Origin of the sequence: Arachidicoccus ginsenosidivorans, from assembly GCF_007971385.1 — a bacterium.
In the GTDB taxonomy this organism is placed as follows: Bacteria; Bacteroidota; Bacteroidia; order Chitinophagales; family Chitinophagaceae; genus Arachidicoccus; species Arachidicoccus ginsenosidivorans.
On the sequence record NZ_CP042434.1, the window covers coordinates 1,311,120 to 1,323,802 of the forward strand.

Consider the following 12,683-nt stretch of genomic DNA (forward strand, 5'->3'; position numbering starts at 1 on the left):
ATTATCATGTTATGCGAACAGCTCATAGTACCTGATTTTCCTACACTGTCAACCCACTTGACGGTTGCGGATGCCATGCAGGTATTTGACGACCATAACTTGTCATTTGCGCCTTTATTACAGGATGATCAGCTTTTAGGGCTTATTTCCCTGGAGGTATTGGAAGCATTGGATGAAAAGACTGCCCTGGACGCTGTTCCGGTCAGATCAATTTTTATTAATGGCAGTCAGCATATCTATATTGCCTTAAATACCATGACTCAGGCTGGCACTGCACTGCTGCCTGTAACAAGTATTGAGCAGCAATATTTGGGCATCATTACTTACGAATCCTTATTAACGGGACTGGCACTCCTAATGGATGTGCATAAATCTGGAGGGGCTATTATTACCATCCAGATGAAGAAACTGGATTATTCACTTTCAGCCCTGACAAGATTAATTGAATCCGGTGATGCCAATATTACACAACTCAACACTTACAGTGAGCCAGAAACGGATTTATTTTGGGTCAATATACGTCTGGACCGGATGGAAGTTTCCGATATTATCAGTACACTACAACGATATGAATACAATGTTGTGCATTTTTGGGGCAATGAACTATATGAAAATGAACTTCGCAGAAATTATGAAGCACTCATGAATTACCTTAACATTTAATTTTAATCAATTATTTAAGCTTTTAATTATCAGTCGTTAAACGTAACCAGTTTTTTGGCATCGAAAGAATGGCATAATTATAGCATATTTTGAACTTTAAAACCAAATAATAATGAAAAAGCTAAAAGTCTCAATTTTTGCACTCGCTTTGGGTGCCGTCATGTTAACCTCTTGTAATGCATACAAAACGCCAATAAAAGTGAACGCGGCGCTGCCATAGGTGTAGCAGGTGGTGCAGTTGCTGGTGGCGTTATCGGAAAAATCACAGGTAATACTGCCCTGGGATCTATTATCGGTGCAGCAGTAGGCGGTGGTGCCGGTTATGTGATTGGCAAAAAAATGGACAAACAAGCAGAAGATATTAAAGAACAGATCCCGGACGCTAAAGTGCAACGTGTGGAAGAAGGGATTGTTGTGGAATTTAATAGTAAAGTACTCTTTGGCTTTGATCAGTCCAATTTAACGGACGCTTCCAGAAATACGCTGAATAATCTTATTACTATTTTGAACAAATACCCAGAGACCAACCTTGAAGTACAAGGTCATACGGATAATACTGGGGCAGCAAGTTATAATATGACACTATCCGTTAAAAGGGCGACCTCTGTAGCTGATTACCTGAAGGCAAACGGCATTAATAGCTCCAGGCTAACTGTAAAAGGTTTTGGAGAAACAGTGCCTAAATACGATAACAATACAGAAGATGGCCGTGCACAAAATCGTAGAGTTGAATTTTTGATTACCGCAAATGATCAAATGAAAGCAGATGCAGCCCAGGAGGCAAAGCAGCAAGGTAAATAAGTCCTAAGCTTCATTTTTTCTCTTTGGTTGTTTGAAACAACCTGGTAACTGTCAGAAAATAATCCTATCAATCAGCAAAAAGTATTTAGCTGATATCTCTTATTAAATTTAAAGCCCACTGAGTAGATAATTACTCAGTGGGCTTTATTGTTAGGGGTGTTGGACGGCCCGGACAGTAGGCCTATAGCCTATTACCCTATTATCTTCTTCCCGGACGCCGGCAATTGCCAAAGCTGGATTCAAAAAAAGGAGACCCGATGGATACATATTATATTTTGTATCAAGGGATCTCCTGACAAACCTGATCACTAAGGCATTATACAAAATCAGTCTGCGATAACTTTTATACTTAATACTACTGCTGCTGCTAAGCCGTTGATTATTTTCCCCAAACAGCCCAACCGCTGGTCCAGTCATTACTAGCGTCCATTGCACCGATAAAAGTTGTTTTATCAAAGAAACCATTGTCCAGTCCATTGACATCAAATTTACCGGCAGTCGTAAGTGCCTTGGAACCATCTTTGGGCTTAAGATTCGGTGCCTGATTATTAAAGGGATCATTAAGGCCTGCATCCGTTGCACTGCTTAACAACTGGGAAAGATTAGATCCCAATGTCAGGTTAGTGAGGGCAGCTGTATTTAAAATCGTGGAATCTTTTCCGAGTACCAGAAACGGTTTGGTAACGGCCTGTATCAGGCTGTTATAAAACCTGGAGTCACCGGACTTATAGTTTGTCTGTGTCTGGTCATCTTCAATGATCAACCCACCTTTTTGACTACCCAAAACGATAGAATTAGCCAGCGTTACTTTTGAGCCTCTTCTAAAGCGCATACCATAGCCAAAATCCGTGGAAGTTCCAGCAGCGTCATTGGGCCCTATCGCTGTAAAATTGGACAATATTGGTGTTGTCATGGGCGTCGTGCTGAAAGGTATTTTTCCATTGGTATTATCGATTTCGAAGTTATTGGAAAGATCGCCGGTCGTTCCTTTGCTGTCTGTAAAGGCAGGATCCTTGATGGAGAGTCCGTACTGGACCTTACCGTGAAAACCGTCATCCATGTCAAAGTCGTCATCGGCGCAGTTATAAGCGATCAGGTATTTACAGTTGACGCTGCCGCCAAAAAACTCAAAACCGTCATCGAGCCCGCGAACGACTTGAATATGATCAATAGTGGTCCCGTTGCCTACAGTATAAAGGGATAAACCGTTGACTTCATCATCGGGATTAACGGCCTTACCTGCATATTCAATCCGGACATATTGTAAGACCCCACTGTTATCTGCGTCATCGGTGCCACCAAATCTTTATGCGCATCATTTACGCCACCTTCCAGATTAGCGTGATTGCCATTGCCAGTGGCTTTGCCCACTAATACTAATCCCCCAAATCGCCGGGTTTGGGACTAGTCTCCGCTGAGGTGAAAACGATAGGATCTGTAGCGGTCCCCTTTGCATTAATTTTGGCTCCTTTGTAGATCACCAGGACACCAGCAGAGTCGTTATTTGAAACAATCTTGGTTCCAGGTTCAATAGTCAATGTTGCACCAGCCTCTACATATACGTAGCCTCTGAGCCGGTAGACCTTATCTTTGGTCCAGCTTACATCTTTGGTAATAGAACCGCGCACATCGGTGGTATTTGATGGATCCACCGGTGGGATAATACCGCTATCATCAGTGGACTTGCTGCAGGAAGCGGCCATCACCATCACCGCTGTGGCCAGCCCCAGCAGGCACACTGATTTGAATGATTTGAAAGAAAAATGTGATTTTTTCATGATTTTTAATTTGATTTAAATTGCGTTCTAATTGTCTTTAAATTGCTTTTCTTAAGCCATTTGTGTTTGTTGGTAATTTTTGTCTGCTTTTAAATGAGTATTTAGTTTGTTGATTTAAAACTGGTATTTAATGGATAAATTAAATGCTCTGGCTGGATTAAACTGTCTGGTAATCTTATCGGTTTTAGGATTATATCCGGTGCCCGCATTCCCTGTACTAGCATCAAACTTATAGTACCAATCCTGGGATTGTGCCAGTAGATCCTTGACGGAGAGTTTTAGCTCCAGCTTTTTAGATTTTAGTAATCGGTAGCTGATCTGGGCATCCATTACATCTCTGCCCTTTTCATAAATATTCAACTGACCGTCGCCCTGGCCTCTGAAGGCCAACCTGGGTCCTGCTTTTTGATAAAGCAGGTTAAAGGCCAAATCTCCCTGTGTATAACTTAGGCCCGCACCAATAAGATAGGGCGATTGTCCCTGCATCAGACTTTTGCCTTTGGCACCGCTTAATTGGATATCACCATCAACATAGGTAGCATTGCCATAAAATGTCCATTTATTAAAGAAGGGATTGCCTAAAAAGTCTAATTTCTTTCTGATTTCTATTTCTGCGCCATATAATTGTGCATTATCAGCATTCTGGTAGTTCAGGATGCCGTTCCCCTGGTTAATTTGCTCTATCGGATCTTTGAAGTGCTTATAGAATACGCTGGCCGATAAAATCTCTCCAGCCCCGGGAAAGAACTCATAACGAAAATCAAGATTGGTGATTTTACTGCGGGTCAGATTTGGATTGCCCCTGTAGATAAAATCCTTGCTATAATCATATAAACTATAATCGGCCAATTCTCTGAATTCGGGACGGTTGACCGATTGCGAACCCGCCAATCTGAGGTTCATCTTCACTCCGGGTCGGTAAGTCAGAATGGCTGATGGTAGGATATCGGTATTATTCTTTTCAATGACCTTACCAGAGGTCGGTATCAGTTGCTGGTTATAATGACTTAGTTTAGCGCCCCATTTTAAGGTCCAGTTATCCAGCCATTTGTTTTCCAACATAATAAATCCGTTTGTATTCCACGCTTTACCCAGATAATCGGTTGAATTGTTACCAATGGTGGCAACCGTTACCTTAAACGCTTCAATGTTCTCTTTGGTAAACAGGTTATAGGGGTCGGATGGATCTGCCGGCAAAGTGGTGCCATAGGCGTTCAGGGTAGCATAACCCAAGGCTTCCACAATAACATCCTTTTTTCGGTAATAGGTATTCATTCCGGCCTTTATAAGCTGACTTCTATCACCCATTTTAAAATTATAACTGTAATCCAGGCTGCCTCCAAATTGCTGCTCCAGGTTGCTTGAGTAAACTCTACCGGCATTTTGGATAGCCGGAGAGTTTTCATTACTGAGTTTTCTTTCATAACCGCCAAGGGCATTTTCATTTAAGGTAAGAATGGTCTCATCCGGACTATAATGGTACGTTCTTGCATAGGAGAGATTCCAGTTTAGTTGTTGGCTTGTTTTAAAATCGTGGATGCCTTGCAAAACAGATTGTACAAGGCCGTCTCTGTTGGCTTTAGAGGCACTGCTGATAAATGGCTGTGGCATTTCATTGGACAGATTAGCCCCGGCTCTTTGTGTTAGCTCACTGGTTAATTGGTTGTTATAGATGTTTTTAAACAACAGGCGGTTGCGACTATTAAAGGCATAGCTTAGATTTAACAAGGCGTAATGTGCATATTTATAGGCGTACTGCGTTGAGCTACTGTTATAGATTTCCCTTTTGTCTATCGAATAGTCTTTAATCGATCCTGTGAGTACTTCTCTGGAAGCGCTATACCCCAGGGAATAGATATAGCCAAACTTTTTATCACTGCTGGTATATCTGGTATCCCCGCCTGTATAGGCAATACTGATATCTGGTAGGCTGTTTGCTGTCTTCTTAAAGCCAAAATTATTGGAGAATTTTTCAGTTACTGCCATCTTAATACCATCATCTTGATGGCTAAAATCACTTTTATAGTGGTTGTAAGCGGCTGGCAGACTACGACGCTCATCGAAATACCCTGTAAAATCATATTTACCAGTTACGGTTGATTTTTTAAAGGCCCTAAAGGTGGTATTGCCCTGATAACCTAAGGAAAGCGATAGTTCACTTACTCTTTTATTCGGAAAATCTTTGGTGGTAATATCTATGGCGCCCCCTGCAAAGTCGGCCGGCAGATCTGGCGTCATGGACTTATAGATCAAAACTTGATCTATAAGGGATGCTGGAATGATATTAAAGGCAAATGCTTTTTTATCGGGTTCTGTGGAGGGCAACAGGGCACCATTCATCTTGGCAGTATTATAGCGTTCATTAAGGCCGCGGATAATCACAAATTTATCATCCTGAACAGATGCCCCACTGATTCTTTTTAAGACATCACCCATATTTCTATCAGGTGATTTTTGATAATGTCCTGACTGATGCCATCAGAGATGGCAGAAGCGGCTTTCTGATGGGCATATACCAAATCCAGGCTGCCACTACTGCGCCTAACAGCAGAAACGCTTACATCTTCTAAGTCGTTCAAGCTTGCGATTAATTCAATTTTAATCAATTGGTCCTTTTGCTGAAAAGGTCTAAGTATTTTTGTTGTTGGCTGGTAACCGATCGCCTCCACACTAATGGTGCAGGAGGAGTCCTTGGGGACCATCAGCTGAAACTGGCCATCTGACTCACTGACGGCGCCTGAATGCCCATTTAGAATCTTAATGGTGGCTCCTTGGACAGGCAGGCCTTTTTCATCCATCACCTGGCCGTTTAATTGAATTTTGCTGTCGTCCACAGGCTTTGCCTGGGCAGGCTGCCAGTTACCTGTGACCATAACTAAGGTCATCATTGAAGTCAGCATCAGGTAACATAAGGATAAAGAAAATTTAAATTTCAAGTAATTTGTGTTTAGTGATCTAAGTAATTGCTTATTTACGCGGCAAAAATAGGCGTGCAGTGTTATGGCAAGGTTACGCATTGATTAATTCAATGTTACCAGATCAGTCGTAGTTGCTTTAATTCTGTTTTGTTCATTTTGCCCTTGTAATCATTTTGCTTTTGCCCGTTCTTCGAAAAAAACCAGTCGATTACCCTTTGATTAGCTAAAAATTAGGCAACTTTGCAAAGCATGAAGCAACTGTGGATTATATTAATAGCTGTTGGTTGTTCGTTGACTGTTTATGGTCAGCAACGTCATTCAGACACCACTGCTCCTAAACAAAGTACCGGCCAGAAAGTCGCTACCAAGGATTCGGGACGGGCAGGCCATGCTGTATCCAGCCAACAGACAAAAGGTAGAGATACTAGCAAAAAGCAACCCGTTAAATCAGCTGTAGGTAAATTGTCTTCAGATACCAACACAAATAAGACAAGTCGCTTACAGGTAGATTCCACCAGGATTACTGGTCAGGATAGCCTTAAACGCAAAGCATCACTAGGTGTAGCGACCAAGGCCAATCATTCTGGCGACTCCACTTCCCCTATTAAACTTAGTCCAGAACAGGAAGCTGCCCGCCAAAAACAGCAGGATGCTGACCGTTTAAAGGCACTTAAGGACTCTATTTATAAAGCACATACTGATGCCATTAGGGAAAGGTTGGCAAAACAAGCTGCCTTAAATCCGGGTAATCAGCCTGATTATACCATTTTTTTCCCGGATTATTTTTATCAGAACAGTAGTAGTACTGGGGACACCAGTGCCTTGGTTAGTTTCCACAATTATAAGGACCGGGATTTACTTTTTTACGCTTTTTTAGGGATTGCTTTTCTTTTGGGACTCATCAAAGTAATTTTCCCCAGGTATTTCAACCAGGTTTTCTGGTTTTTTCTGCATCCCAATGACCGAAAAAACAATGTTTCAGACCAAATACGCGGTCAAAACATCCTGCCTTCTTTGCTTTTAAATCTTTTTTTTGTGCTGACAGGAGGACTGTTTTTGACGGAAATTTTACGTCCAGGCATCCCGGGAGCTAATTTTTGGTCCAGTTGGCTGCTATTCACTGGCCTATTAACAGGGGTCTATCTTGTTAAATATTTGGTGATTTTACTCTCCGGATGGGTGTTTGGGGCGCCCATTGCTGCCACAATTTATAATCAGGTCGTTTTTTCCATCAATAAAATAATTGGTTTGCTACTCCTTCCGGCAACGCTTTTAATCAGTTATGGGACAGATCAGACCCTTGGCCAAGTCTTAACGGCTGTTTTAGTTATAATATCAATTCTTTTAATATATCGCTATATCGCTTCCTTCCTGCTAATTAAAGGCAAGCTCAAGGTGAGTGCATTCCACTTTATTTTGTACCTTTGCGCGGTTGAAATAATACCCTTGTTACTTGTTTACAAAGTATTATTGACCAATATAGGAAGGTTCGTGTAACCGACTCCTATTCCATTATTCTATCGACATTATAATAATTTATGGTAAAAAGTGAAGGTAAGAGCTTGATTCCGGCAATGGTGAATACTAGAATACTCATTACCCAGCCCAAACCAAGTAGTGAGAAATCGCCTTATTACGATTTGGCGAAAAAACACAATGCCGAATTAGTTTTTCATCCGTTTATAAAACTGGAAGGGCTATCTGCAAAGGAATTCAGGAAACAGAAAATCGATATTACAAAGTTCAGTGCGGTGATTTTCACCAGTAGAAATGCTATTGATCATTTCTTCCGTATGTGTGAAGAAATGAAGATCTCTGTCAGCCAGGATACCAAGTATTTTTGTGTAGCTGAAGCGATTGCTTTATACCTGCAGAAATTTATCCTATACAGAAAAAGAAAGGTCTTTTTTGGCGCTGACGGGACAAATAAGAGCATTTTTGACGTAATTAACAAACATAAAGAAAATGAACGCTTTCTATATGTTTGTAGTGAAAATCAACAGGATAGTGACATAGTCAACTGGTTGAAAACCAATAATTGTTCTTTTGAATTAGGCTTTATGTACCGGACGGTTTCCAATGACATCAAAAGTGTAATTGATAATCAGCACTATGATATCATTTGTTTTTTTACACCAAGCGGTATCCGTTGCTTACTGGACTCCTATCCTGATTTTGGTCAATCAGACACCCTGGTCGGCACTTTTGGCAGCGGTACCTTCAGAGCCTGCGGACAAGAAGGACTGACAGCCACTATTGTTGCCCCTTCTGAAAAAAGCCCCAATATGGCGGTAGCCTTGGATAATTTCCTCACCCAACAAGAAGAAGTTGCCACTAAAAAGGTAAAAAAATAGCCGGTTTTAAAACCAACGTAGCCTCTATTCATATTATTTAAGCGCCCCTTATTTACCAGGAGGCGCTTTTCTTTTATGCGCCACTTTTATGCGCCAAAAATGTATTAAAAATCAGTATTTATTTTGGCTGCTTTCAAAAAACAATTACTTTTGTAACGAATGTTAGTTAGTAATTAAAATAAAAAGATGCAAGCAGTTCAGACAAGTGAATTAACACAAGAAATCAGGCAGATGGCCCAAGAATTTGCCGCAAAAAATATAAAGCCGCATGTGATGGAGTGGGATGAGGCGCAAAAGTTCCCTATAGAAGTATTTAAACAACTGGGGCAGCTCGGTATGATGGGTGTTTTAGTACCGGAACATTATGGTGGCGCCGGACTAGGCTATCATGAATATAAAGTAGTTATTGAAGAAATTGCCAAAGTTTGCGGGAGCATCGGTCTCAGCGTAGCAGCACATAATTCATTATGTACCAATCATATACTTACTTTCGGCAATGAAGATCAAAAACAAAATTATTTGCCTAAGCTGGCCTCTGGTGAGCATATTGGTGCCTGGGCCTTAACAGAGCCGAATACAGGGAGCGATGCCGGTAATATGAAATGCGTAGCAACAAGACAAGGAGACGATTGGGTCATTAATGGTACAAAATGTTGGATCACCCATGGTATTTCAGCTGACAGGGTGGTACTACTTGCCAGAACAGGTCCTGCGCATACAAGGGATAACTGCACTGCCTTTATCATTGAAAGAGGTATGGCTGGCTTTAAGGCAGGGAAAAAAGAAAATAAATTAGGCATGCGTGCCAGTGAGACCGCAGAAATCATTTTCGATAATTGCGTAGTCGCTGATGCGTATCGTATGGGGGAAGTCGGTGAAGGATTTAAACAGGCAATGACTATTTTGGACGGTGGCAGGATCTCCATTGCAGCCCTCTCCTTAGGGATCGCAAAAGGGGCATTCGAGGCGGCACTTGCCTATAGTCAGCAGCGCAAACAATTTGACAAGCCCATTAGTTCTTTTCAGGGAATTAGTTTTAAACTGGCAGATATGGCTACGGAAATTGAAGCTGCGGATCTGTTGATCCAACGGGCCTGTCAATTGAAGGAAGATCATGCTAATCTGACCAAGGAATCCGCTATGGCAAAATATTATGCCAGTGAGGTAGCGGTTAGAACAGCCACTGAAGCAGTTCAGATTTTTGGCGGCTATGGCTATACCAAGGATTTTCCGGTAGAGAAGTTTTATCGGGATGCCAAGCTCTGCACCATCGGGGAAGGCACTTCAGAAATCCAGAAAATCGTCATTGCCCGTGAAATTCTAAAAGGGTAAATTATAAGCGGAAATAAAGAAACTTAGGATGTTGTAACAATAGTTTCAACTGTCTTAACTAAAAATAAGGTCCGGATCCTGTAAGCGTTTATGACAGGATCCAGACCTTATTTTTGACTTATTATTTTTTATTTATTTTTCTTATTTGCTCATTTGTTATCTCCTACACTTTACACTACCTGATCACGGCGCTGGTAGATTTATGGGCCACTCTTTTTTCGTTAAACTGTTTGGCCGCTGCGACAAAATGTACAAATAAAGGCGCCGGATTCAACACGGTACTTTTAAGTTCAGGGTGATATTGAACGCCGATAAAAAAGGGATGTGCTGGTACTTCCACGATTTCAACGAGGCCGGTTTCTGGATTAAATCCTGTTGCCAGCATTCCGTTATCAATAAATTGTTGTAAATATTCGTTATTGAACTCATAGCGATGCCTGTGCCTTTCAGAAATATTCACCTGGCCATAGACTTTGTGTGCCAGTGAGTCTTCTTTGATTTCACATGGATAAGCACCCAGACGCATGGTTCCACCCATCAATTTTACCTTCTTTTGCTCTTCCATCATACTAATCACAGGGTAGGTTGCATCTTCTTTCATTTCAGTGGAGTGAGCACCTCTCAGGCCGATTACATTACGTGCAAATTCAATCACAGCCATCTGCATACCCAGACAAATACCAAAGAAGGGCACACCACGCTCTCTTGCGTATTGTATAGCCAGTATCTTACCTTCTATGCCACGTTCCCCGAAGCCAGGCGCCACCAACATACCATCAAAAGTCTCCAGTTTCTCAGCGACATTTTCTTTGGTAATAAATTCACTATGCACATTAATGATCTGTACTTTGACTTCACAGGCTGCACCTGCATGAATAAAGCTTTCAAGTATGGATTTATAGGCATCCTGCAACTCGATATATTTACCAATCAAACCAATGGTGATTTTACTTTTTGGATATTTAAGCTTATCCAAAAAGGCCTTCCACTGTTCTAACTGTGGCTCATTAATCTCCTTGATTTGGAATTTCTTCAGACAGATCAGATCGAGTTTTTCCCGCAGCATCTCCAAAGGTACCTCATAAATAGAAGCGGCATCCATGGCCTCAATTACTGCTTCCTGTTTTACATTACAGAACAGCGCAATTTTTCTTTTAAGCTCATTGGTAAGCGGTTCTTCCGTTCTACAAACAATTACATCGGGATGAACACCGTTTTCACTCATCGTTTTTACAGAGTGTTGTGTCGGTTTTGTTTTTAGTTCCTTGGCTGCCTTCAGATAAGGAATCAGCGTCAGGTGCACGACACAGACATCTTCCTCTGGCAGTTCCCATTGGATCTGGCGAATGGCCTCCACAAAGGGCAGGCTCTCAATATCCCCGATTGTTCCACCTATTTCAGTGATTACAACGTCATAATTGCCATCACCTCCTAAGAGCAGCATCCGACGCTTTATCTCATCAGTAATATGCGGGATAACCTGAACCGTCTTGCCTAGGTAAGCGCCTTCTCTTTCCCGGTTAATTACTGTCTGATAAATTCTGCCCGTGGTTACATTGTTCGCCTGAGAAGTATGGATATTTAAAAACCGTTCATAATGCCCAAGATCCAGATCGGTTTCTGCACCATCTTCCGTTACATAACACTCCCCATGCTCATAAGGGTTCATGGTGCCGGGATCGATGTTGATATAGGGATCAAACTTCTGGATGGTCACTTTCAACCCTCTGGCTTGCAATAACTTCGCTAGCGAAGCTGCTATAATGCCTTTTCCTAAACTACTGGTCACACCACCGGTTACAAATACATACTTTGCCATAATTATATTGTATATACATTCAACTTTTATACAAAAAAAATAATCATCCGATGATTGAAACTCAAAAAAACGGATGACGCACGTGACCTGATTAATAATTGATTTTGGAAAAGAGATTTTAGCTCATTTTCCTAGGGAGGTCATGCAAAGATATTTGAATTTTCCGGGATTTAGGCAAGTGCATCTCGTTAATTTTTAGCCGAAGTACAAACTTTGGTTTGTAACTGAATTGCAACCTTTGTAATCTCATGAAATTCAGCTTAATTATGAACCTTCTATTTCATTGCATAAAAAACCACCTCTAGCGGCAAAAAGCTTAAAAGAGGTGGTCACCTTCAACGAACAAAAATCGCAAAATGTTCCGTTCTTATTTAAAAACGGGAATCCGACAATGTATTTCTATTATTTTTGCGTACAAATTTCACGACTGTAGAGGTACTATCGGCTGTCTTATCGCCAAATTCCACATCTCCCTTGACCCCTTTTGTAACAATCAGGGAATCCTGAGACAGTTCATAGTCACCATTTACCTCAAATTGTTCAGTTTCACTCAAGGCCAATTTGGCATCGATGGTTGGTTGATCCTTTTCGGTATCCAAAGTATAGGTGCCGAGCAGTGGCGTATTTTCTGCGCCATAGGTTCCTTTTATGGAATCAGCAGTTTCTGTGCCTTCAAAAAATGTCAGGTTCAGGGTTTTAACCAGTGCATCTTGATCTGTATTGGTGGTTTCAATAGCGACCCCATCAATAAATCCAGTCATGACATAGGAGGCGCCCGTCCAATTACCCTGGATTTCTACGGTGGGATCAATAGGTGTTACTGGATTGTCATCTTTAGAACAGGCAACAATCAGCAAAGTAGCCGCAGCTGCGGTTAACAGAATCTTTTTCATCGGTTTAATTTTTGTATAATAATAAAATAATACCCTAAGAACGTTCTGTTAATGTGATTCGCTACAGGTGGTCCTAAAAAGTTGACACATAATTTTATTTTATATAAAACAACCCGATTTCTTCC

The 12,683-nt window shown here is 41.4% G+C and carries 13 protein-coding genes; 6 read left to right on the plus strand and 7 right to left on the minus strand.

Features of this window, described 5'->3' with window-relative positions; all coding sequences use genetic code 11:
- The first annotated feature begins 6 nt into the window (after positions 1-6).
- Positions 7-663, plus strand: a complete 657-nt coding sequence (locus tag FSB73_RS05350; protein WP_146780464.1) for a CBS domain-containing protein — start codon at positions 7-9, stop codon at positions 661-663.
- Between the two features lie 339 nt (positions 664-1,002).
- Positions 1,003-1,464: an OmpA family protein gene (locus FSB73_RS05355; protein ID WP_262712507.1), complete on the plus strand. Its 462-nt coding sequence runs from the start codon at positions 1,003-1,005 to the stop codon at positions 1,462-1,464.
- Between the two features lie 379 nt (positions 1,465-1,843).
- On the opposite strand, the gene FSB73_RS05360 is transcribed toward FSB73_RS05355, so the two are convergent.
- Entirely contained in the window at positions 1,844-2,524 is a 681-nt protein-coding gene (locus FSB73_RS05360; RefSeq protein ID WP_146780465.1) for a hypothetical protein, read from the minus strand.
- Here FSB73_RS05360 and FSB73_RS23210 point away from each other — a divergent pair.
- A complete protein-coding gene (locus tag FSB73_RS23210; protein ID WP_158639425.1) occupies positions 2,507-2,668 on the plus strand; it encodes a hypothetical protein in 162 nt (53 codons plus the stop codon). The two genes, FSB73_RS05360 and FSB73_RS23210, sit on opposite strands and share 18 nt — an antisense overlap.
- Here FSB73_RS23210 and FSB73_RS05365 read toward each other — a convergent pair.
- The 4 genes from FSB73_RS05365 to FSB73_RS05380 form a co-directional block, all read right to left on the minus strand.
- Entirely contained in the window at positions 2,650-2,835 is a 186-nt protein-coding gene (locus FSB73_RS05365; protein ID WP_146780466.1) for a hypothetical protein, read from the minus strand. The genes FSB73_RS23210 and FSB73_RS05365 overlap by 19 nt on opposite strands.
- A gap of 5 nt (positions 2,836-2,840) precedes the next feature.
- A complete protein-coding gene (locus FSB73_RS05370) occupies positions 2,841-3,242 on the minus strand; it encodes a hypothetical protein (RefSeq protein WP_146780467.1) in 402 nt (133 codons plus the stop codon).
- Positions 3,243-3,356: 114 nt separating this feature from the next.
- Entirely contained in the window at positions 3,357-5,678 is a 2,322-nt protein-coding gene (locus tag FSB73_RS05375; protein WP_146780468.1) for a TonB-dependent receptor, read from the minus strand.
- Positions 5,663-6,178 (minus strand): carboxypeptidase-like regulatory domain-containing protein, encoded by a 516-nt coding sequence (locus tag FSB73_RS05380; RefSeq protein WP_158639426.1) that lies wholly within the window; start codon positions 6,176-6,178, stop codon positions 5,663-5,665. The genes FSB73_RS05375 and FSB73_RS05380 overlap by 16 nt, the downstream gene beginning before the upstream one ends.
- A 231-nt stretch (positions 6,179-6,409) precedes the next feature.
- Between FSB73_RS05380 and FSB73_RS05385 the strand changes: the two genes are divergently transcribed.
- The 3 genes from FSB73_RS05385 (at position 6,410) to FSB73_RS05395 (ending at position 9,846) form a co-directional block, all read left to right on the plus strand.
- Complete coding sequence (locus FSB73_RS05385; RefSeq protein ID WP_146780470.1) at positions 6,410-7,657, plus strand: DUF4271 domain-containing protein; 1,248 nt, start codon at positions 6,410-6,412, stop codon at positions 7,655-7,657.
- A gap of 41 nt (positions 7,658-7,698) precedes the next feature.
- Positions 7,699-8,514 (plus strand): uroporphyrinogen-III synthase, encoded by an 816-nt coding sequence (locus tag FSB73_RS05390; RefSeq protein WP_225974507.1) that lies wholly within the window; start codon positions 7,699-7,701, stop codon positions 8,512-8,514.
- A 186-nt stretch (positions 8,515-8,700) separates the two neighbouring features.
- Positions 8,701-9,846 (plus strand): acyl-CoA dehydrogenase family protein, encoded by a 1,146-nt coding sequence (locus FSB73_RS05395; protein WP_146780471.1) that lies wholly within the window; start codon positions 8,701-8,703, stop codon positions 9,844-9,846.
- A 175-nt stretch (positions 9,847-10,021) separates the two neighbouring features.
- Here FSB73_RS05395 and FSB73_RS05400 read toward each other — a convergent pair whose 3' ends face one another.
- Complete coding sequence (locus FSB73_RS05400) at positions 10,022-11,665, minus strand: CTP synthase (protein ID WP_146780472.1); 1,644 nt, start codon at positions 11,663-11,665, stop codon at positions 10,022-10,024.
- A gap of 371 nt (positions 11,666-12,036) precedes the next feature.
- The gene (locus FSB73_RS05405; RefSeq protein ID WP_146780473.1) at positions 12,037-12,558 is read right to left on the minus strand and encodes a hypothetical protein; all 522 of its coding nucleotides are present in this window, start codon (positions 12,556-12,558) and stop codon (positions 12,037-12,039) included.
- Positions 12,559-12,683: the final 125 nt, after the last annotated feature.